21 protein-coding genes are annotated in these 22,486 nt (G+C 42.9%); 14 read left to right on the top strand and 7 right to left on the bottom strand.

All coding sequences use genetic code 11. The features are described from left to right. Nucleotides 1-129: 129 nt before the first annotated feature. Together ASL11_RS16275 and ASL11_RS16270 are read left to right on the top strand one after the other, a co-directional pair. Nucleotides 130-1,476 carry an Nramp family divalent metal transporter gene (locus ASL11_RS16275; RefSeq protein ID WP_056616309.1) on the top strand — a complete coding sequence of 449 codons (1,347 nt, stop codon included), beginning with the start codon at nucleotides 130-132 and terminating at the stop codon, nucleotides 1,474-1,476. A 147-nt stretch (nucleotides 1,477-1,623) separates the two neighbouring features. After that, nucleotides 1,624-2,013, top strand: coding sequence for a DUF1499 domain-containing protein (locus ASL11_RS16270; RefSeq protein WP_056616306.1), 390 nt, complete (start codon nucleotides 1,624-1,626; stop codon nucleotides 2,011-2,013). A gap of 48 nt (nucleotides 2,014-2,061) precedes the next feature. Here the strand turns inward: ASL11_RS16270 and tpx are convergent, their stop codons facing one another. After that, nucleotides 2,062-2,580, bottom strand: coding sequence for a thiol peroxidase (gene tpx, locus ASL11_RS16265; protein ID WP_056616303.1), 519 nt, complete (start codon nucleotides 2,578-2,580; stop codon nucleotides 2,062-2,064). 158 nt (nucleotides 2,581-2,738) lie between these two features. Between tpx and ASL11_RS16260 the strand changes: the two genes are divergently transcribed. Then, nucleotides 2,739-3,623 (top strand): LysR family transcriptional regulator, encoded by an 885-nt coding sequence (locus tag ASL11_RS16260; RefSeq protein ID WP_056616300.1) that lies wholly within the window; start codon nucleotides 2,739-2,741, stop codon nucleotides 3,621-3,623. Nucleotides 3,624-3,676: 53 nt separating this feature from the next. On the opposite strand, the gene ASL11_RS16255 is transcribed toward ASL11_RS16260, so the two are convergent. Beyond that, entirely contained in the window at nucleotides 3,677-4,366 is a 690-nt protein-coding gene (locus ASL11_RS16255) for a zinc metallopeptidase (protein ID WP_056616296.1), read from the bottom strand. A 22-nt stretch (nucleotides 4,367-4,388) separates the two neighbouring features. Next, nucleotides 4,389-4,829, bottom strand: a complete 441-nt coding sequence (locus ASL11_RS16250) for a MerR family transcriptional regulator (protein WP_056616292.1) — start codon at nucleotides 4,827-4,829, stop codon at nucleotides 4,389-4,391. 304 nt (nucleotides 4,830-5,133) lie between these two features. Between ASL11_RS16250 and ASL11_RS16245 the strand changes: the two genes are divergently transcribed. Genes ASL11_RS16245 through ASL11_RS16235 form a run of 3 tightly spaced genes read left to right on the top strand, consistent with a single transcriptional unit; the run spans nucleotide 5,134 to nucleotide 8,426 of the window. Next, complete coding sequence (locus ASL11_RS16245) at nucleotides 5,134-6,519, top strand: ammonium transporter (RefSeq protein WP_056616289.1); 1,386 nt, start codon at nucleotides 5,134-5,136, stop codon at nucleotides 6,517-6,519. A 39-nt stretch (nucleotides 6,520-6,558) separates the two neighbouring features. Then, a complete protein-coding gene (locus tag ASL11_RS16240) occupies nucleotides 6,559-7,641 on the top strand; it encodes a DUF294 nucleotidyltransferase-like domain-containing protein (RefSeq protein ID WP_056616286.1) in 1,083 nt (360 codons plus the stop codon). Nucleotides 7,642-7,691: 50 nt separating this feature from the next. Next, nucleotides 7,692-8,426, top strand: coding sequence for an exonuclease domain-containing protein (locus ASL11_RS16235; protein WP_056616283.1), 735 nt, complete (start codon nucleotides 7,692-7,694; stop codon nucleotides 8,424-8,426). Here ASL11_RS16235 and ASL11_RS16230 read toward each other — a convergent pair. Then, a complete protein-coding gene (locus ASL11_RS16230; RefSeq protein WP_056616280.1) occupies nucleotides 8,420-8,848 on the bottom strand; it encodes a Mov34/MPN/PAD-1 family protein in 429 nt (142 codons plus the stop codon). The genes ASL11_RS16235 and ASL11_RS16230 overlap by 7 nt on opposite strands. Before the next feature lie 43 nt (nucleotides 8,849-8,891). Next, nucleotides 8,892-10,202, bottom strand: a complete 1,311-nt coding sequence (locus tag ASL11_RS16225; RefSeq protein ID WP_056616277.1) for an MFS transporter — start codon at nucleotides 10,200-10,202, stop codon at nucleotides 8,892-8,894. A gap of 129 nt (nucleotides 10,203-10,331) precedes the next feature. Here ASL11_RS16225 and ASL11_RS16220 point away from each other — a divergent pair, with 129 nt between their 5' ends. Beyond that, on the top strand, nucleotides 10,332-10,868 hold the full coding sequence (locus ASL11_RS16220) for a TlpA family protein disulfide reductase (protein ID WP_063795584.1): 537 nt from the start codon (nucleotides 10,332-10,334) through the stop codon (nucleotides 10,866-10,868). Between the two features lie 53 nt (nucleotides 10,869-10,921). Here the strand turns inward: ASL11_RS16220 and cimA are convergent, their stop codons facing one another. Further along, entirely contained in the window at nucleotides 10,922-12,541 is a 1,620-nt protein-coding gene (cimA, locus tag ASL11_RS16215; RefSeq protein WP_056616274.1) for a citramalate synthase, read from the bottom strand. 237 nt (nucleotides 12,542-12,778) lie between these two features. On the opposite strand from cimA, the gene ASL11_RS16210 reads away from it, so the two are divergent. The 7 genes from ASL11_RS16210 (at nucleotide 12,779) to ASL11_RS16180 (ending at nucleotide 22,131) form a co-directional block, all read left to right on the top strand. Continuing rightward, a complete protein-coding gene (locus tag ASL11_RS16210; protein WP_056616270.1) occupies nucleotides 12,779-14,080 on the top strand; it encodes a DNA polymerase IV in 1,302 nt (433 codons plus the stop codon). Nucleotides 14,081-14,085: 5 nt separating this feature from the next. Next, nucleotides 14,086-14,589, top strand: a complete 504-nt coding sequence (gene mobB / locus ASL11_RS16205; protein ID WP_056616267.1) for a molybdopterin-guanine dinucleotide biosynthesis protein B — start codon at nucleotides 14,086-14,088, stop codon at nucleotides 14,587-14,589. A gap of 67 nt (nucleotides 14,590-14,656) precedes the next feature. Next, entirely contained in the window at nucleotides 14,657-14,890 is a 234-nt protein-coding gene (locus ASL11_RS16200) for a ferredoxin (RefSeq protein WP_056616262.1), read from the top strand. Nucleotides 14,891-15,060: 170 nt separating this feature from the next. Then, nucleotides 15,061-16,911, top strand: a complete 1,851-nt coding sequence (locus ASL11_RS16195) for an adenylate/guanylate cyclase domain-containing protein (RefSeq protein ID WP_056616260.1) — start codon at nucleotides 15,061-15,063, stop codon at nucleotides 16,909-16,911. Nucleotides 16,912-16,938: 27 nt separating this feature from the next. Beyond that, nucleotides 16,939-18,807, top strand: coding sequence for a FecR family protein (locus ASL11_RS16190; RefSeq protein WP_235550495.1), 1,869 nt, complete (start codon nucleotides 16,939-16,941; stop codon nucleotides 18,805-18,807). 31 nt (nucleotides 18,808-18,838) lie between these two features. Beyond that, entirely contained in the window at nucleotides 18,839-20,461 is a 1,623-nt protein-coding gene (locus ASL11_RS16185; RefSeq protein WP_056616252.1) for an NHL domain-containing protein, read from the top strand. Nucleotides 20,462-20,592: 131 nt separating this feature from the next. Further along, a complete protein-coding gene (locus ASL11_RS16180; protein WP_056616249.1) occupies nucleotides 20,593-22,131 on the top strand; it encodes a L,D-transpeptidase family protein in 1,539 nt (512 codons plus the stop codon). 151 nt (nucleotides 22,132-22,282) lie between these two features. Here the strand turns inward: ASL11_RS16180 and ASL11_RS37865 are convergent, their stop codons facing one another. Beyond that, the gene (locus ASL11_RS37865) at nucleotides 22,283-22,417 is read right to left on the bottom strand and encodes a hypothetical protein (RefSeq protein WP_268796201.1); all 135 of its coding nucleotides are present in this window, start codon (nucleotides 22,415-22,417) and stop codon (nucleotides 22,283-22,285) included. Between the last annotated feature and the right edge of the window lie 69 nt (nucleotides 22,418-22,486).

Here is a 22,486-nt window from a genome sequence, read left to right as displayed (position 1 = left end):
CCCTAGGGAAAAATAATTTCGGTGGAACATAAAAGTTTACCTGTAGCATAAGATGGGGTTATGTAGTATACTACATATAAAAGTTTCCCTAGAACAACATTATTGGTCTTGCGAAAGAAGGGTTAAGCTATGGAGTTTGCAATGAAAAAACCGGATCAGGAACCGAATGGATGGCGAAAAGATTCTTCTACGCCAAGTTTACCTGAAGTTCATCATAGTATGAAAGTCCCTAAAAAAGCTGGATTTTTCCGAAAGCTCCTTGCCTTCGTGGGGCCAGGATATCTGGTAGCTGTCGGTTATATGGACCCCGGAAACTGGGCGACTGACTTGGCTGGCGGTTCCCAATTTGGATATACACTGCTTTCAGTCATTTTAATTTCAAATCTTATGGCCATACTTTTGCAGGCTTTGTCTGGTCGATTAGGTATTGTGACTGGTCGAGATTTGGCGCAAGCTTGTCGTGATCATTATAGTAAGCCTGTTTCTTATGTGCTTTGGTTTCTGTGTGAGCTTGCGATCGCTGCTTGTGATCTAGCTGAAGTCATCGGTGCCGCGATTGCTTTGCAGTTACTATTCGGGTTGCCACTCATTTATGGTGTGATTCTGACGGCATTAGATGTTATTCTGGTGCTTATGCTGCAGAAGAAAGGCTTTCGCTATATTGAAGCGATGGTTATTAGCTTAATTGCACTGATTATGGTTTGTTTTATTATGGAACTTATTTTCTCTCGACCTGAATTTGCAGCTGTAGCTGCAGGGTTCATTCCAACAACTGAAATTGTAACGAATCCAGCCATGTTATATATTGCCCTAGGTATTCTAGGTGCGACGGTCATGCCTCATAATTTGTATTTGCACTCATCCATCGTTCAGACGCGTAAAATCGAACCTACGATTGAAGCTAAACGTGAAGCGATCAAATTCTCAACCATTGATACAACAGTTGCCCTGATGCTAGCGCTATTCGTAAACGCGGCGATTCTCATTCTTTCGGCGGCAGCTTTTCATTCAGCTGGGAAAGAAGTTGCGGAAATTCAAGATGCTTACCATCTCCTTGGACCTATGTTGGGTACAGGGGCAGCAAGTATATTGTTCGCCGTTGCACTCTTAGCATCTGGGCAGAACTCGACGCTTACCGGTACACTGGCCGGACAGATCGTCATGGAAGGATTTCTGAATATTCGTCTAACACCTTGGCTGCGCCGGTTGATTACTCGGTTAATTGCCATTATACCTGCCGTCATCGTGATTGGTATTTACGGAGAAAGCGGAGCAACGGATTTACTCATTCTCAGTCAGGTTATTTTGTCCTTACAATTATCTTTTGCTGTGATCCCGCTCGTGACTTTTACTTCAGATCGTAAAAAGATGGGTGTGCTCGTGATCCCGAAATGGATGGCGGTATTGAGTTGGTTTGTGGCCATTTTAATCGCGGGATTAAACGCTTATTTGCTATATACGACATTTTTTGGATAAAGAAATATATGCTAAGCTAAAATCGGGGGAGAAATCCCTCGATTTTTCATTTACCTCTTTTTCTAAAGCCTAATCAATGGTATTATAGAGAATAGTGTTGAAATGGCAAGTGGTCTACATGCACTTCATTGAAGGGGGAAAGGGCTTTTGCTAAAGAGAACTTTAATCGGATTAGTACGTAGTCATGAAACGACAGGGGAAAAAGCTAGAGATCCTTTACTTAAAACTAGATATTTTAAGCTGCCGAAGGAGCAAGTTTGGGAAGAGGTAACGGCTGTTTTAAAGAAAACACCAGGTTACAAGCTATTACATGAGGTCCCTAACGTAGGAGAAATCCTTGCTGAGCGCAAAACGGTTACTGGAAGAACCCAAGACGTAACATTGACCTTATTCGCGATTAATCCTGTGAAAACGGCTGTTGATATCTATTCGGCTTCACGTGGTTCAATGGGGGATCTTGGATCCAATTATCGTACGATATTAGATATTTATAAACAATTAGATCGTAAGCTTGCTTCATATAAAATTGATGGATAACAAAAACAGCAGGGAAGCTTGGCCTCCTTGCTGTTTTATTTGTGTGGATTAAACTAATTTTTTAACAGCTTCTACAGCTGCTTCATAGTTCGGGTGAGCTGTCATTTCGCCAAGGTACTCAACGTATTGAACAGTGTCATTAGCGTCGATTACGAAAATAGCGCGCATATCCAATTGAATTTCTTTGATCAATACGCCGTAAGCTTCACCAAAGGATTTTGTTTTGTAATCGGATAATGTGATTACTTTGTCGATACCTGCAGCGCCACACCAGCGAGCTTGTGCGAAAGGAAGATCAACGCTGATTGTAAGTACAGCAACATTGTCGCCTAGGCCAGCTGCTTCTTCATTGAAACGACGTGTTTGTGCATCACAAACGCCTGTATCTAAGGAAGGAACAACGGAGATCAATTTCACTTTACCTGCGTAATCAGCAAGTGATACTTGCGTCATCAAATCTTTGTTGACTTTGAAATCAGGTGCTTTGTCACCTACTTTAATTTCGGGTCCTACCAAAGTGATAGGATTGCTTTTCAGGGTAGCTACACCAGTACGTTCTTGTGCCATTGAATGATTTCCTCCTTTATTATCCATGCTAAATAACAACTCATTTATTATAAGCTTTTTGCAGATAAGTTGTCCAATCGTTACTATCGAGCTATAATCGGAGTCAAAGAACGAGATTCGTTTCTTCATCATGAAGTTAAGTCGGGGGATTTACTCACGTGGAATTAAGACAATTGCAATATTTTGTTAAGGTTGCTAGGAAGCAGCACGTGACACAGGCGGCGGAAGAGTTGCATGTAGCGCAGTCTGCAGTTAGTCGGCAAATTCATTTGCTGGAAGAGGAACTCGGGGTTGATTTATTTGTTCAAAAGGGGCGCAATTTACATCTGACCTCGGTGGGGCATTTATTTTTAAGTCGAGTAGAAGGTATTCTTACGGATTTAGAACGTGCAGTGGGCGAAATACATGAGTTTCTTGATCCAGAGGCTGGCGAGATTCGTATTGGATTTCCACATAGTCTAGTTATCAATTTACTACCTGCTGTAGTTGCGGCATTTAAAAAAAATCATCCGAATGTGAAGTTTAGACTGCGTCAAGGTACATACACATCATTAATTCGTGATGTTTCGAGAGGGGAGATTGATCTCGCTTTTATATCACCATTTCCGGAATCCCACGAACACGTGACGGGTGAAATTTTATTGACAGAAGAGTTGTATGCTATCATTCCTTCCAATCATATTCTGGCAGACTATACGTCAATTCGCCTTGAGCAGTTGAAGAATGAACCGTTCGTAATGTTTAGTGAAGAGTATACGCTTCGAACGATCGTGATGGATGCGTGCCAGAAGGCAGGCTTTGTGCCTAAGATTGAGTTTGAAGGTGAGGAAACGGATACGATTCGCGGGCTTGTTGCCGCGGGTATGGGGGTAAGCTTACTTCCGGCGATGGCCTTATTGGAAAGTGGGCAAACACAGCCTGTCAAAATACGAGTAACAGATCCTCAAGTTACAAGGACAGTTGGTTTGATTTGTCGCAAGGATGTGAAGCTGCCTCTGGTGGCTGAAGTATTTCGGCGTTTCTTATATGAGTATTTTAAATGAGAAAAGCTCTCCCAACAGGTCGTGAAGAACCTGAAGGGAGAGCTTTTCTTTTATTAATCATCGTTATTGCGACCATTGAAAATCATAATGTACTTTAGAAGCTCGAGTACAGAGATCAATGCAGCGGCTACATAAGTAAGTGCGGCAGCATTCAAAACCTTAGCCACGCCACGTTCTTCTTCATTAGAGATGAAGCCTTGTGCCACCATTTCATTACGTGCTCGGTTACTGGCGTTAAATTCAACAGGTAACGTTACTAATTGAAAAGCAACGGCTACCCCGAAGAAGATAATGCCGATTTCCAATAACCAAGGGATACTTTGAAAGAAGAAACCCGCTAGGATCAAGATGGGAGCAACGCCAGAGGCGAAATTAACGACTGGGAACATCTTGTGTCTTGCGACGAGCATAGGGTAATGGACTTGGTGCTGAATAGCGTGACCTACTTCGTGACATGCGACTGATACAGCTGAGATTGAGCTCTGGAAGTAAACAGGCTCCGACAGACGTACAGTTCGAGCCATTGGATCGTAGTGGTCTGTTAATGTCCCAGGTACAGCTTCGACGGGTACGTCGTAAAGGCCATTAGCATCTAACATTCGTCTTGCGGCTTCGGCGCCAGTCATACGTGAGTAGACAGGTACGCCCGACCATTTGTTAAAAGTTCCTCGCACTCGGAATGAAGCCCACAATGAAAGGCCGAATGCAATAATAATTAGGAAATCCATAGGGTGAAAAAACATAGGGCATTCCTCCGTATTTCAATTATGAGAACGGATTTTTACCTAAAAGGACAATAAGTGCTTCGATGCAGGCTGCGGTCGGTTGTGTCAGAATATGATACAGCTTTTTTAACTGCTTAGGCTTCAATTGCTGAACAAGTGGGCTGAGTTCTTTGGCTTCCTTCATTAATTGTTCGAGATGCAACTGAAGGGATGTAAGCTTATCTGTCACAGAATCATCGGAGGTCACTTTACTCCATTGCTGTAAGTTGACTTTGATTTCCTCTAAGGTATATTTCTCGTTCTTCATTGTTTCAATACGCCTCAGTCGGTGCAAAGTTTCATCACTGTACAGACGATAGTTCGTATCGGATCTTCTTTCGGGTTCGATTAAGCTCAGCTTGGTGTAGTAATCAATGGTTCGAGGGCTGACATCAGCAAGCTTGGCGAGCTCTCCGATTTTATAAAGCTTCTCATTCCCCATGTTAAATTCACCTCTACTCCAATGGTTTGAATTTCTTTCTTCTATATAAACATGATACCTGATATTAAACCGTACAGTCAAACGTGATGCTTCGGAAAGCTGACATTGGATATTGGTGTAAAAAAGGTGTTTTGTGAACACTTATGAGCCGAAACACGAATTATGCCTGTTTCATGTCAGGTTATTTTTCGCTTTTTTCAATATATTAACGAAAATCCTATTGTCAAACCCAAATATCCTGTATATAATGACATTAAGAGTTTCATTACATGTTACTTAATCTAACATTAAAGGAAGTGGTCGTATGGTTAAGAAATTGTTGTTAGCTTTCGGCGTTATGTCATTACTGTTCCCTACACTCGCATTTGCAGCGGATGAGGCGACAGCACCACAACTACAGAGTGCAATTGATGCAGTATGGGTAATGTTGGCAGCAATCTTAGTCATCTTCATGCAAGCTGGTTTTGCACTTTTAGAAGCGGGGTCAACTAGAATGAAAAATGCCGGTCACGTAGCCGGTAAAACGATTTTAACTTTCGGATTATGTGCCATTGCATTCTGGGCTGTAGGATTTGGTTTCGCCTTTGGTGATGGAAATGCATTCTTCGGAGAAACGGGCTTCTTTGTAACAGGTTTAGAAGATCAAGCTGCAGCAGCATTCGGATCTCTTTCCTTCTCTGATGTGCCAATCGGTATCAAATTCTTGTTCCAACTAGCATTTGCTGGTGTATCCCTTGCTATCGCATGGGGCGGTTTTGCAGAAAGAGCGAAACTTCCGGTTTACTTCATTTTCGGAATTCTTTACACAGTCATTATCTATCCAATCGTAGCGCACTGGGTATGGGGCGGCGGCTGGTTGAGTAAATTGGGTATGCAAGATTTCGCTGGTTCAACAGTCGTTCACTTACAAGGTGCAACAGCAGCGTTAGTAGCAACTATCTTGCTTAAACCGCGTATTGGCAAATATAATAAAGATAAAACACCTAACTTAATTCCAGGTCACAACCAAGTATTGTCTGTACTCGGTGTTATCATCCTATGGATCGGTTGGTTCGGTTTCAACCCAGGTAGTACGCTTAGTGCAATGGGTGACGGATTCTTCGGTTATATCGCATTGACAACGAATATGGCTGCTGCGGCAGGTGCTGTAGCTGCATTGATTATCTCTTGGATGTACTTCGGTAAAGCAGATATTCCTAGCATGTTGAATGGTGTTCTGGCTGCACTTGTTGCCATCACTGCAGCATGTGCGTTCGTAGACGCTTGGGCAGCAATCGTTATTGGTGCAGTTGCGGGTATCGTAACATTCTTCACCGCACAATGGTTCGAAAGAGCTGGAATCGATGATCCGATCTATGCGTTCTCTGTACATGGTATCGCTGGTATCTGGGGTACACTTTCCACTGGTTTGTTCGCAACGCCTGAGCTTTCAGCAAAAGTTGGTATCGGTGGTGCAGGTTTATTCTACGGCGGTGGTTTCCACCAATTAGGAATTCAAGCACTTGGTCTTGCTGGAGCTTTGGCATTCGTACTTGTTCTTTCCTTCATTATTCTTGGTATTCTTAAAGCTACAATTGGCCTTCGTGTTACAGAAGAAGAAGAAATCATTGGTCTGGATCTTTCCGAGCATGGTTCATACGGATATCCTGAACAAATGAAAAAAGCAGCTCAAAACGGCGTGTCCGTTTAACAACACATATACTTTCTACTAGAGCAAAGGGGATGCAACATGAATCATCTCTCAATGGAACGGATCCTGGAACGCATTTATCAGTCGGAGCAATTCGAAGAGATGCGAATAACCAGAGATCAGGTGCATGAGATGTTTCGGGAGCATCTCCTTTTTTCCTATACATCTGAATTAGGGCAGCAAATCAATCAAGTGCATGACGCGTTGATTCAAAGAACGACTCAGATTGCTGAACATTTGCTTGAGGATGAAGGATACGGTAAGCCGCCTGTTGCGTATGCTTTTATCTTATTAGGCAGTGGTGGCAGGAGAGAACAGACGCTGTGGAGTGATCAGGACAACGGACTCATTTATGGTGATAGTGAAACGCATACCCAAGATGAATTAGATCTTTATTTCGATATGCTTGCCTCATATATCATTCGCGGTTTGGATGTGTTGGGTTATCCTCCTTGTGAAGGGAATGTCATATCCAGTAATCCGCAATGGCGAAAGTCGCTGCAAGGATATAAGGATATGATGATCGGCTGGTTTAAGGAACCTGATTGGGAAAATGTGCGCTATCTTCTCATTCTGGCGGATATGCGTTGTATCTACGGTTCAGAGCTATTAGTGACGAAGTTGAAACAATCGTTTCTTGATTATGTTCAGGAACATCCGGGACTTTTGAAATATTTATTGTCGAACACGTTGCATCACAAAATTTCGTTGGGTATATTCAGTCATTTAATTACAGAACGTTACGGTGAAGATGCAGGCGGATTTGATATCAAATATGGTGCTTATATTCCGATTGTCAATGGGATTCGGCTGCTTGCTATTCAAGCAGGAATTTTGGCCACTTCTACGATTGAACGAATTAAGCAGTTAAAGATGAAGGGGATTGTATCCGAAGGGCTAGCCAATGATTGGGAAATGGCTTTTTCTATCGCTTTAAAATTAAGAGATAGCACGCCTTTCCAATTAGATGAAGAGAAATATACGACAAGAGGTAAACTTACGGCAGATCAACTTAACAAAGAGATTCGCATGCAATTAAAGCAATGTTTACGAACGGGAATACAGTTACAGAAGTATGTCGGTAAATCCATAGGCTCACACATAGAGAGAGAAAAAGGTTAGAACTATCGGAATCGGAAATCACGTTTCATTGGCAGGGAGAGGTGACTCGCGTGAAGGATATGCGTCCGGCAGGTCGTATGTGGCATTTATATAAGATGGGTGGTTTAACGCCAGCTTTAACCTCGATGTTTGATGCGCAAAGTGCGCAACAAATGGCCTTTATTCGGTCGATGCTGAAAGAGCAACGAAAAGATTCTTTGTTTGAAATTCCTCTGCACGCGATGGAGATCGTGGTGTTTGATCTTGAAACGACAGGCTTTTCTCCATATAATGGTGACGAAATTATCTCGTTCGGCGCTGTCTCTGTTATTGGTGGTGAAGTGCAGACGCAAGATACCTTCTATAAAATGGTGAACCCCAAACGTAAAATTCCAGATGAAATCATAAAGTTAACGGGTATTACGAACGAAATGGCTGGCGACGCACCTGATTTAATCGGCGTTTTAAGTGATTTTTTAGAATTTGTTCAGCAGAAAATCTTAGTGGCTCATGCTATTGGACATGATAAAAGTTTTTTGAACTCGGCCTTGTGGCGTACGTCAAAAGTTAGCTTATCCCATCGGGTTTTAGATATTATGATGATTGCAAAATGGCTCATGCCCAAACGAAAAAATCTGGGTTTAGATTCTCTACTGCATGCTTACGACATCCCGGTTACCGTGAGACATCATGCTCTGGAAGATGCCCTTATGACAGCGCAATTATGGTCCAGATTTATGGAAGAAATAAGAGCGAGAGATGTAGACACATTAGGTGATTTATATGCTTTATTAAGCCATCATTGACCGATGACAAACGAAAGTTTGTGATATGCGGTAGTGGTGGTTTTTTTTAGGGAATAGACCTTGAGGTCAGGTTTCTCTTCGTGTTGCAGGGAAAGGATCCAGTAGGTGGGAATGGTGTGCCAGAGCGTTAAGAGGTCCTCGGTAGAGGGGGTTGATGCGGCTGTGGGGTGGGAATGAAAAATCCCGACGATCGTACAACGTTGATCTGTTAGGTAGGGAATCATGTCGATGGGATGGATGACGAATTGCTGTGTTGGATGCGCCGCGTGATTAGGAAGAGGGATAAAAGTGTGGATATGTAACTCATCTGTCGATGAGAAAGAAGCTTCCTGTATAAGGATGCCACATGCTTCGTTAGGGAGTGAGCGTATACTGTGTGAGATCATTTCGTCATATGATTTTTTAGATAAATGTATGCTCACTTGCGTTCACTCCCTCACATGGCATGGATATGAGGTTAGTATATCATGTTTGTTTTTGTAATTCTGCTTTGGGTTTGATGAAGAAAAACACCAAGGCTAACATAATAAGTGATAAAGAGGCGACCGTAATAAAGAGTGTCTTATGTGAGATGCTCATGAGCCAACCGAATAGTGGAGGACCGAAGGCGACTCCAATAAATCGTAAGCTATTATAGAGGGAAGTAATCATCCCGCGTTGCTCACGCTCTACCGATCCGGTAATGAGTGTGTTTAGGCATGGGAGCAGGAGTCCTGTCCCTATCCCGCTGAGCGACAATAAGCCAATAAAGACATACAGGTTCCCGTTTAGAAATGTAGCCAAGGCAAGGGATACAACCATGGTTATAAGTCCGATATTCATGAGCCAGCGCATGAGCTTGCCATTTTGTTTGATTTTCGCACCTGTAGTATAAGAGGTAATGACGAGGCAGAGTAACGGGATTGCAAGGATAAGGCCTTTGCGTACGCCTTCAATGTTGTAGGGTTTTTCTTCCAAAATCTGTGAGAGGTAGAAAAGCACGCCGAATAATATGAATAAGGTGATCGAACCAGCAATAAAGGCGGGAATTAGCCAATGACCTTTACTTTTGAGAATGGTTCTAATTTGCTTCAAATAGAGCTTAAGTGGTTCAGCTTCTTTCTCTTTGGCGGGTTCTTTGATCATGAAAATAACAGCTAGCAGAGCGAGTAAACAAAAAAGTGGAAAAGCAAAAAAAGGTGCAAACCAAATAATTAGCGCTAATAGAGAACCAAGAATAGGACTCACAACTTTGCCGATTCCGTTGGAGGCTTCAATGAGTCCGAGGGCTTTGCTGGCCTTGGGTCCCTTGTAAATATCGCCAACAAGTGCCATGGCAATAGGGGCTGTACCCGCGGCTCCGAGGCCTTGTATAGCTCTGGAAGCTATAAGTATAGGATAAGAGTTCCAAACGGCGCCAAGCCCTGCTAGAACCCCTGCGGCACCGTATATGATAAGCGAGGGGATGATAACACTCTTGCGTGTGAAGTGATCAGATAAATAACCGGATATCGGAATGATAAGTCCTGCGGTCAGTGAAAATAAAGTGATGATGAGTGAACTTTGAAAGCGTGAGATGTTCATTTTCTCTTGCAAATCTGGCAGAATCGGGACAAGCATAGAATTGCCAAGGACAAGCACCAAGGGGATGGAGGCAAGTGCGAGGTACTGCCAAACGCTTCCTTTCTCGTCCGTGTTTGTCTTTTTATTATTAGATGCGGCTTCTTCTTCATGCTCGTAAATTCTCATTTTATTGAGCGGTTTTTTACCTCTCGTTTTCGCGGCAGCTTGTTTCATTTCACTAGTTCCTTTCATTGCAAAGAGTACGTTTACTTTTCCCTAATAGGGTGAAAGCATACTTCAGGATTGTGATGTTGGAATTTTCGCTAATTTGGAGATAATATAGAGGGAGTGGAGGTTGATACTGTGAAGAAGAATCTCATCGTGATCGCTTTCGTCGTTTTATTGGCGGGCTTTGCGATTTATCAGAATGTACGTAATGAAGATAAACAAACCCTGATGCCAAGTGAGCAAGCGGCAAAGGTGAATTTCTTAGCTCCATCATTTACCTTACAAGGGTTGGATGGGAAGGACTATTCGGTAGGCGGGCCTCGTGAAAAGCCAATGTTTGTCAACTTCTGGGCATCCTGGTGTGGTCCTTGTGAGGAAGAAGCGCCTGATCTTGTGAATTTGTATAAGAAATATGAGGGGAAATTCGATCTTTATGCGGTGAATGTGACGCCCGGGGATAAAATGGACAATATTAAAAAATTCGTGGACACCTATCAGTATCCGTTTCCCGTGCTGCTCGATAAACAAGGGACGAATGCCGATACCTATAACGTGATCGCTATTCCTACAAGCTTTCTTATTGATAAAAATGGCGTGATCAGGGAAATTATTCATGTGCTTTCACCGAAGGAGCTCGACAAGAAGATGGCGAGTCTTCTGAAGGAAGAATGACAAAAAAGCTGCAAGAGAGGACTTCCCGCTCTTGCAGCTTTTTCGTATAAAGATCAATGGTTGACTAGACCTAATCGTTCTTGTTGCTCTTTGTTAGCTGGCTCCACGCGTTTTCTGCTAATGAGGGCATAACGTAAGCTGTCAACAAGTGCATACCAACTAGCTTCTATAATGTTGCTGGAAACACCGAGTGTGTTCCATGTCGTGTTAAAGTCAGTGGATTCCATAAGCACGCGAACCTTGCCAGCTGTTGCATCTTTCTCATCCAATACGCGTACTTTATAATCCGAAAGATGAACATTCTTGATGTCCGGATAGTATTGAATGAGTGCTTTCCGCAAGGCGTTATCAAGTGCATTGACAGGACCATTACCTTCAGCCGCGGTATAGATGGTTTCGCCATGTACTTTCACTTTGACGATAGCTTCTGAGACAACAGAATGATTGGCTGTTTTCTCAACGAGCATCTTGAATGATTCTAAGGTGAAAATTTCCTCAAGACCTTCAAAGGCTTCACGCAACAGAAGCTCAAGCGTAGCATCTGCGCCTTCGAATTGATAGCCTTGATGTTCCATATCTTTAATTTTCTCGATGATCTCTTTGGTTTTTTGGTGTTCTTTGTTGAAATCTAATTTAAGCTCCTGGGCCTTGACCAATACGTTGCTTTGACCAGCAAGCTCGGAAACAAGCACGCGTTGTTTGTTTCCTACATACTCAGGTTTCGTATGCTCATACGTACTTGCATCCTTGAGGATCGCGGAGACATGGATGCCGCCTTTGTGTGCGAATGCTGCGTTACCAACATAAGGCTGGTTAACAGGCATATGCATGTTGGCGATTTCACTGATGTATCTCGAAACGGATGTAAGTGACTTCAATTGATCAGGAGAGATGACATCATAACCTAGTTTCAATTGTAAGTTGGGGATAATGGAGCTTAGGTTAGCATTTCCACAACGCTCCCCATAGCCATTAATAGTCCCTTGGACTTGTCTGGCCCCAGCTTGTACGGCAGCTAAAGAGTTTGCAACGCCTAATTCACAATCATTGTGAGCGTGTATGCCTACTGGTGTGGAGACATGTTGCGTAACTGTCGTCACGATAGCCGTAATTTCGTTAGGTAACGATCCGCCATTCGTATCACAAAGCGTAATCCAATCCGCGCCAGCATCTTGTGCCTTCTTAATTGTTTGCAGTGCATATTCTGGATTGTTCTTGTAACCATCGAAGAAATGCTCGGCATCATAAATGACTTCCATACCACTGCTTTTCAAAAAGAGTACGGAGTCATAAATCATGTTCAAATTCTCTTCTAGCGTTGTTTGAATAGCTGTCGTTACATGAAAGTCCCATGACTTACCGAAAATCGTGGCGACTTGCGCGCCGGATTCCACGAGTCTATTCAAGTTAATGTCATCTGAAGCAAGAGAATCTTTCCGTCTTGTGCTACCAAAAGCAGTAATTTTCGCATTTGTGAAAGTCATCGTACGTGCCCGCTCAAAGAATTCAATATCTTTGCTGTTGCTGCCCGGCCATCCGCCTTCAATATAATGAACCCCGAGCTCATCGAGCTTACGGGCAATTTTGATTTTATCCTCTACGGATAGGGAGATACCTTCTCCTTGGGTTCCGTCTCGTAGGGTGGTATCGAAGATTTTGACTGATGTTGGCATGGGTTCCTCCTTCAAAAGCTAGCAAAGTGACTTCGGTGAAATTGATGTGAGTAGTTTCGCTTGCTTTAAAGCGCTAATGTATAATTTACGATTATAACATAAATGTACAGCTAAAGACATCATAACGTAAAATCGCGTCAGCTTGAATGATTATTTTTTTGACAACTCAGGTTGGTTGTGTTTCACTCGAGTAGACGGCTCTGAAATCTGATTCAATCATACTGGGAGGTAGTGAATATGGTGTCCGTAGAGCATCATTATCCCAAGCAAGGCAGAGTCATTTTACATATTGATATGAATGCATTCTATTGTTCGGTTCATGAAGCTGTAGAGCCTGACTTATACAAGGGAAAGCCTCTTGCTGTTGCTGGTAGTGTAGAGCTGCGTAAGGGGATCGTTGTTACTTCATCATATGCAGCGCGAAAGCTAGGGATCAAGACGGGCATGCAAGTTAGGCAAGCGTTGAAGATATGTCCTGATCTCATTTTAATCAAACCTGACTTTGATCTCTATCGAAATTTCTCGAGGCGGTTTATGCAGATAGTCTATGGATATTCACCGATGGTAGAATCTATGTCTATTGATGAATGTTTTGTAGATATCACTGGTTCCAAACAATTTGGTACGCCACTAGACATCGCAAATAGTATTCAAGGAAGAATTCTGCAAGAGTTGAAATTACCATGTTCGATTGGTGTCGCGCCGAATAAGTTGCTAGCCAAAATGGGATCTGATATGAAGAAGCCTAATGGGATTACGGTATTGCGACTTCGTGATGTGCCGACCGTTTTCTGGGATAAGCCGTGTCAGTATTTATATGGCATTGGGAGAAAAACTGCGGAGAAGCTTACGAAGCTTGGCATCCTAACGTTAGGGCAATTGGCTATTGCGGATGATGCGCTGTTAAGCAAGCACTTTGGCGTCATGGGTGCGCACTTGAAGCGCTCGGCCAACGGGATTGATCCTTCTGTTGTCAATCCGGAGCAAGAGCAGAGTAAGTCCATTGGACACACAACGACTTTGCCGCGGGATTATACGGATCGTACCGAAATTCATCGTGTTCTGCTTAATTTAGCCGATCAAGTAGCGAGGAGGCTTCGTAAGCAGGGGCTCATGACTTCGACAATTCAGATTACGATCCGAGATCCTGATATGAGGACGATTACGAGATCGCTTACCTTACCAACTCCGACGGAACATATGGATGATATTTATCGAACCTCCTGTCAATTGTATGATCATCAATGGGAAGACGGCAATCCTGTTAGGCTCCTCGGAATCACCTTGCAGAATCTGATTGCCAAAGAAGAATCTTACGTACAACTTGATTTATTTGATTATGAGAAGCAGCCTCGCAGGGAGAATCTGAATCGCGTGATGGATGGTCTGCGTGATAAATTTGGAGAAGGTGTGATTCTTACGGCAGGAATGATGAGTGATGACCCATCTTCCTTAATTCGAAATCACAAAGTAAGAGGGACGTCCTTGCAAATGGATCATTTGCGAAATAATCCTCTGCATACAGACTCAGGAGAGTGAGGATCATGGCTCATTGTTTGGGCTTCGCTGGATTTTCCAATAGTGGGAAAACGACTTTAGTAGCTAAGCTTATTGTTGAAATGAAACATCGCGGCCATCGGATCGCTGTAATGAAACATGATGCCCATGGACACTATAAGGAAGCGCAAGGTGCTGATTCCACCATCTTTGTCGAGACGGGTGCCGACGTTGTGGTTACACTTTCTCCAAATGGGGTACACATTTATGAGAAGAGGGAAACACCGAGTTTGGAAGAGCAGTTAGTAGCGTACGCCCATCTTGATTATATTTTTATTGAAGGGTTCAAGAGGGAAAAGCATCCAAAGATTGGGGTTTATCGTACAATAGAACAAAAAGAATTGCTTAAAGGATTGGCGGAAAGCCTGATTGCAGTTGCGACAGACCTAACAATTCTAGAAGATGATTTCATGCTTCCACACTTCAATTTGAATGATATCCGTGGTATTGCAGACTTTATTGAGCAGTATTTCATGAATTGTCAATTTTAAGGTTTGAACTTTGTCCGTATTTATATTATATTTTACAATGAGGATAATTAGAGGAGGAGTAGAAAACATGGCTAAGTATACATTTGTTGATAAAGATACGTGCATCGCTTGCGGCGCTTGCGGAGCTACAGCTCCAGATATCTATGATTACGATGATGAAGGTTTGGCAGAAGTGATTTTTGAAGGTGATGGAAACAAAGGGGTTACTGAGATTCCTGATGATCTATATGATGATCTACAAGATGCTCAAGATGGCTGCCCAACTGACTCCATTAAAGTTGCGGATTCACCTTTTAGCTAATCATAATTACAAAATCATTTTTGTGGAAATACCACGGAATGTCGAAAGAGCTCGTTTCCTGAGAAGGAACGGGCTCTTTTTTTGTTGAATAAATGTGAAATTTGTAACAATTTATTGCCAATTCGCAGCTAGCATCTTACAATGAAACTAGTAAACTCGGGGAGGATTATATGGGTAAGAAGAAATGGATTAAGACTTTAGTAGTAGGACTCTTATTAATGGTGTTTTCGACATATTTCTACACAGTGAACTCCAGCGGTTTATTTTATTTTGTCGAGGGTCCTCTCCAAGATATTTTGCGTGGTGCTAAGTCGGTGGATGAGCGTCAGCCGGATGATCGAATTAAGATTGTTAAAATTGATGAAAAATCCCTTTCTGCCATCGGGAAGTTTCCGTGGGATCGAAGTACATATGCGCAAGTCATAGAGAAATTAGAACAATCAGGTGCAGCTGCTATTGGGATCGACGTTGTGCTTGCTGAGCCATCGAAGAATCCAGCAGACGATAAAGCATTAGCTGACGTGCTAGCGAAGTATTCCAATATTATTTTGCCAGTTCAAATTAATTATCCCTCCAAACAACAGTCAGCAGGCGAACTAGTTCCTGAGCGAATTGATTATCCCTCCTCAACCCTAACTACCAAAAGAGATCAAATGGCCCATATCAATGTATTTGTTGATAAGGATGGCAAAGCTCGTAAACTTCCTGTCGGTTTGCCTGATGAGAAAGGTGCTTACATACCAGCATTCAGTGTCGCTCTTGCGAATTTAGTTTTAGATGAAAATGAAAAGGTAAAGCGTGATTCAGCTACTGGAGAATGGAAACGTGGAAATGAAATCGTACCAACGAACGATAGAAATCAAGTAACAACAGAGTTCTTCACACAACCAAGACAAAAGGTTGATGCGACGACAGGTTATGAGTTGCTATCCTTTGTTGATGTACTTAATAGTACAAAAGCACTGCCGCTAAAGGGTAGTATTGTGCTCGTGGGTCCTTTTGTTACGGCCATGCAGGATGAATACCCAACACCGATCTCCTCAGTCAAGATGTTCGGGATTGAAATTCATGCCAATATGATTCAAACCCTATTAGAAAGTGTTTTCTTTAAAGATGCTTCGAAATCGGCTGGTATCGCGATTATTCTACTTATTTCATTGTTGGCTATATTTCTATTTGAAAAGTTCAACGGGAAGACCGCACTATTTATTTTCCTAGGCATCTTCGTGGTATATGGTCTTGTATGGTTAGGATTCTATAGTATTGGTTCTATGTTCTTACCATTGGTGTATCCTCAATTTGCACTAGTAACGATCTATGTTTGGTCATTAGTTAGCCATTATTTAGAAGAACGAAAAGAACGGAATCGGGTTACTGGTATTTTCGGTCGATTCGTTTCCAAGACCGTTGTTGATGAGCTTCTGCAGTCAGGTGAAGATGTGAAGCTTGGCGGAAGCCGTAAGGATATTTCATTGATATTTGTGGATATTCGCGGATTTACACCGATGTCGGAACGACTAGAGCCTGAGCAGGTTATTCAGGTGTTAAATGAATATTTAGATGTTTGTACGAAAGCAATCTTTAAGTTCAATGGTACGTTAGATAAATTCATTGGTGATGGCGTTATGGCGATGTTTGGTGCACCGATTGAATATGAGAATCATCCTGAAATGGCCGTACGTGCTGCTATTGAGATGAAGTCTCAAGCCGATATTCTCGAGCAGAAATTGATTAAGAATTATGGTATCGGTGTGAAATTCGGATTAGGTATTAATAGTGGTCCTGCGGTTGTTGGTAACATCGGATCTGAAGATCTGAGGTTGGACTATACTGCCATTGGAGACACGGTTAATTTATCAGCACGACTAGAATCTAATGCGAAGCCAGGGCAGATTTTAATTAGTGAACAGACGTATGAGCGTGTCAAAGGTCTTTTTGAGATCGAATCCATTGGTGAAATTAAAGTAAAAGGGAAAGAAAAACCGGTTGCTGTTTATGAAGTTATCGGACATTTGAAATAGAATTGCTGGGAGGCATGCGGAGTGGGAATGACCAAGAAATCATTTATATCAGTCTTATTAAGTTTTAGCTTAGTGTTTAGTTTAGTTTCTGTGCTGTTGGTAAAACCCGTGGATGCGAAAACGGTCCGGGTTGCTATTATTTCAGCATTGTCTGGAGACGTCACGATTAAAAAAGGCGGCGGCTCCAAAACGTATGATGCGTATGAGAGTATGAGCTTAAACCAAGGCGATACCGTTTATACAGGAGATAGCTCCTCGGTAACACTTAACTTAGCAAGTGGAGACGCTGATGTTACATTAGGTGACAACGCGGAACTCAACGTATCAGACCTCAACTCTGCGAACGGAAATAAGAAATCCAAGCTGAAAGTTTGGGCAGGTTCCATGTGGGTCAAAGTTAAATCATTGGCTGGCGCGGATGATGAATTTGAAGTTGAAACACCAACGGCGGTAATGGGGGTACGCGGAACGCAATTCTACGTTTCAGTTGATCCTGTTTCTGGTAAAACCAAAATGGCTGTTGGATCAGGTAGAGTATCCGCTTCGACGGTAACGTCCAATTCGGATGAGACACAAACTACAACGATTACATACGTGAACCCAACTCAAGAAATTTCCTTGGATTCAAGAGATGAAACCAATGATCTGGATTTGAAAGTGGAATTTTTCGATTTAGAGGATTTTATTAAAAATGCTTCGCCAGAAATTATTAAAGAATTAATACTCAATAAAGCAGAAATAGATAAAGAAAACGATGAGTTTATTGCGAAAAAGCAAAAGGAAATTGCAGATGGATCGTTTACGGGTGATAAAAATACTTTGAGTATTAAAAATCAGTCTGATCTCGATAAAGTGAAACAAAACTTAGACAATCTAATCGGTAACGTAGCTAAACAAGCTATTGCTGATAAGAAGCTAGATCAAAAAACGGTAGACGCGATTATTGCTGAAGTCAATAAAAAAATCGATTCAACGGATAAGAAGTTGGATTTATCTAAAGTTAAGCCGCTGGATAAAACGGCAGGTGTGGATCCGGAACTAGAGAAAAAGAAGCAAGAAGAGTTGAAGAAGCTTGAAGAAGCGAAGTTGAAAAGTAAGCTTGAAAAGGAAAAAGCGGAAGCAACTGCTAAGCAAAAGCTTGCTGATGCTTTGAAGAAACTAGAGGAAGAAAAGAAAAAAATTGCTGAAGAAAAGTTAGCTGCTGAAGCGAAGGCGAAAGCTGAGGCGGAAGCGAAATTGAAGGCTAGTTTAACAGAGCAAGAGAAAAAGGCGTTCGATACCGCAAAAGAGGAAATTGCTAACGGGAAAAAACCTGAGGAAGAGCCTGCAAAGCCGTCGGTACCATCGGAACCATCAGGCCCATCAAATCCATCAGATCCTGACCCGCAACCAACTCCAGCGGCAATTACCTTGAGTACTTTGGCCTTTAATCCTGAAGGACAACCCGCTACGGATGGGCCGAATGTAGGTGCAGCTACGGTTCCATCGAATTTTTATTATTTGAACATCGACTTTACTGCAATTAAAGATATTTATGCTGTAGAGGTTCATTTGCTTTACGGTACACATACTTTTAATCTACCAGGCACTCTAATGAACAAAGATATTTTCTTCAAAGCAAATGATACGACGAGTGCGGACTATATTAGAGAATATACATCGGAATCAGGGAAAGAGCTGGTATATGCTGTAACCAAATTCGGGGACGGTCCTAGTGTATCTGCAATTCAGAAAACATCGCTGGTAAGTATTCCAATGACAAGTCTTTTTGCTGATCAAATCCGTGTTGGTAAAATTGTGATCGTTAAGAAAAATGGTCAAACCATTGAGAAATTGAATCTAGATAACCTGACGATTGCACCTGTGAACATCGAAGGATCTATCATTCCGCAATAGTAAAGATCGCTAGATAAAAAAGGAGATCCCCATGAAACCATTACAACAGATATTTGTTTCAAGTATAATCGTTGCTACTTTGCTTGGCGGCTCATCGGCTTGGGCGGCTGGTTTAAGTACTGATGCGTTGAAATCTAGCGAAGGTCAGATTCTATCGGATATATCGACCCTTGCAGGCATCGGCGATTTTGAAGATCGTGATGGGGATGCGCTGCAAGCGGCATTTCGTGCCCCTAGCAGCGTGCTGCAACTTCCAGATGGCAGCTTGCTCATCGCGGATACACGCAACCATGTGATTCGTAAAGTGAAGGATGGCCAAGTCTCCACTTTTGCTGGTCCTGCACTTGCTGTTACGAAAAGTGCACAAGGCTTCCCAACTGGAGGTCTTCTTGACGGGAAAGCTTCGGAAGCTTTCTTTAATGAACCGACAGGACTAGCGCTTGATGCTAAAGGCAATGTCTATGTGGCAGATGCCGGCAATCATGCCATTCGTAAAATAGATGTTAATGGGATTGTCTCCACAGTTGCAGGGAATGGCGTGCCAGGAAATAAAGACGGTAAGGGTTCGGAAGCTACTTTCAATCACCCGAGTGATATTGCTATTAGTGCTGACGGTATCGTATATGTGGCGGACTCACTTAATCATGCCATTCGTAAAATCGCAGCAGATGGTCGCGTTACGACGCTCTCTGCGCCTGTCACACGTGTGATTCAGGTTCGTCCAGGCGAAGCATCCTTTGCGGGAGAATATCACGACGGAAGCCTTTCTACGGCGACTTTTAATGAGCCTTCTGGACTTGCGTTGGATGGCAAAGGGAATCTCTATGTTAGCGATACAGGGAACCAGCGGATCCGTTATGTTGATTTTGCATCAGGAAATGTCTCGACAGTCGCTGGATCTACGCCAACAGTGGGTGCTTCGACGATCTATGGGAAGAATGAGTTATATGCAGCTGGTGATTATGCAGATGGTGAAGCTTTGAAAGCGAAGTTTGACTTCCCGAAGGGTCTGTCTGTGACCTCGGAGGGAGGGCTTCTCATCGCGGATAGCTTGAATCATTCGGTTCGATATCTGTTGAATGGACAAGTTACTACGGTAACTGGTACGCCTCAAACGGGGGAAGCGGACGGCGTTGAGCAATCTGCAGCTTTCTATAATCCTTCCGATGTACTTGTAACAACACAAGGTAATGTGGTTGTAGCGGATGCATCCAATAACAAAATTCGTAAGATTACACCCTATCAATTGCCAGAGACTGTTTCGAATGATGGACAAGTGAAGGTAGTTAGTGGTAACAAGCTCATTTCCTTTGATGCTCAACCTGAAATTCAAGATGGGCGCACCATGGTGCCAGTTCGTGCGATTAGTGAAACGTTTGGGTATAAGGTGACTTATGCTGAACGGGCTGGAAAATCAATTGTACAGCTCTCCAAAGGTGAGTTGACGGTTGAGTTAACCATTGGCGAAACGGGGATCACTCGTAAGCAAACTGGTCTGCCAAATTTGAAAATAGATACAGATGTTGCTCCTTATGTGAAGCAAGATCGTACTTATGTGCCAATTCGCTTCTTTGCTGAACAGATTGGATTGGATGTGCAGTGGCAAGCAGCGGTCCAAACGGCCATTTTACGTGTGAAAACATTTGTGAAATAGACTTGTAGTTAGAAAAGGTTTGGAAAGGGAGATTCCCTGACCAAGCCTTTTTCTCATTTGGACTTCAGCTTTGTGCCTCGATTGCCGATAAAAACGGAGAATAGTGGAAAGTGGACTGGAGGCATGAAAGCTTGAAGTCGAATAATCGAAACGATCAATTGACGAAATTCTTCCAACATAATCCGATCGAAGATACGCAATATCTCAAAAAATATGTCAAAGAGCATCCGGATCATAAAATGGCATGGTATTTACTAGGCAGGGAGTATACGGCTCAAGGGAAAGCTGGTAAAGCGGCATACTGCTTTGCACAGGCTGGAGAAATATATGAAGCTTTCGAACAGCAAAAAATAGTGTTGGAAGAGCCGTTACCTCCCAATTTGACGGCATCGAAGCTAATCAAAGAAGGAGCAGCAGCTGGAGATCGTCAAGCCCAATCACGTGGTAGGCGGAAATGGCTGCCATATCTTGTCATGTTCGTTTTACTTGCGCTGCCGGCGGGGATGGATCTAGCTAAATCGGATGGGATGGAGCGTGTGGTCGATGTAACAGAGCAAACTCAAGCGGGTAGCGCGGTTGCAACACTAGCAGACATTCAGGTGGATAATCCGGAATTAAAGTTGTATTTCTCTGATGGGGATTGGGGGAAGAAGCTGCAACAGATTTTACAACCCCCTGTTAGAGGGACGGGAGAATCTGTGATTATGGATGCGCCCTCTAGTAAAGATGGACATTGGAAAGAGTGGTATCGATCTGTTAGTCCCTTGCTTAGCGTGGAACATACAGCAACGGGTGGAAATCAAGCGGTGTTAAAGTATTATCAGGCACAAATTTGCTCTTGCCAGGTAGTAGACAACTCAAAGCTAGTGCCCGTCATTCAGGCTTGGATGCACGATCGTGAAGAAGCCATTATTTTGCAAAGTGCGATTAAGGCCTATCAAAATAAGACGGGTGGTTTACCAGATAAACCACAACAATTAACGAAGCCGTATCCAGATAATCTACTGCCAGGACTTACACCGCAAATGAAGGAGTCTTTTCCTGTTGCCCTACAAAAAGTGGCTGAGCTCGCGAGTGTGAAAGCAACTCAGGCACCTGTTCTAACAGGAGGGAGCGCTACGGGGGAACACTCTCCGCTATCGAATGAGAAGGGATTGGCAGCGAGCAGTTCGCAGCCTGTTGCCTCGTCAGAGCCGTTTGCGGAGCCATTAAAGATTATCATTGATACCGAACAGCATCAGCTGGCAGTCGTGAGTGGGGATTTCATCCTGAGGCGTTATCCTGTAGGTCTTGGTGGAGTGAAGACGCCGCAAGGTGAGTTTATAATTAGTGAAAAAGTAAGAAACCCGAATGGGCGATCGAATGGCGAGTTCGGGAGCCGCGGGATGACGTTGTCTAATACGCTTTATGCCATACATGGGACGAATAAACCAACGAGCATAGGCAAGGATGAGTCTCATGGGTGTATTCGTATGCTGCAGCAGGATGTGGAAGAACTGTATAACATGGTTCCTGGGCAAACGAAAGTAACGATTGGGAAGGGTGTGTTACCTCTTTCTGAAGCTGGTGAAGGAATGGGCGCTGGTGGTGGAATACCTCAGCAAGCGATCAGTTTGCCTTTGGAGACGAAGGATAATAATCCAGGTAAGGTATATAAATGGTTGGATTGAAAAAAGGAGGTGCAAGTTTGAAACTTGCCTCTCCTTTTTGGGTTAACACGCAATAAATTTTAGTATGTAGTTGCTGCAAGTTTTCTTCTTGACAATCTTTCAGAAAGCGATTACAATTCAAAATGTGAAGTTTTCAATCACTTTAATGAAATCATTTGTTCAAAATGAGCAGTAAAGTCATTAGCACTATAACAACTAAGAAAATCGATCCTGTCCAGTAAATCGCTTTCATATTAACTTCGTTTTTCTGTCTGCGCGAAGCGGTTACTGGTTTGCGTTTGGCCATAAGAATCACCTTTTCCATTAGGATTAAACGAGATGATTCTATCATATCATAAGAATGCGCTTTCAATGA

Origin of the sequence: Paenibacillus sp. Soil750 (genome assembly GCF_001428045.1) — a bacterium.
Taxonomy (GTDB): Bacteria; Bacillota; Bacilli; order Paenibacillales; family NBRC-103111; genus Paenibacillus_E; species Paenibacillus_E allorhizoplanae.
The sequence above is the reverse complement of the archived record's forward strand: the minus strand, read 5'-3'. Positions and strand labels throughout refer to the sequence as shown.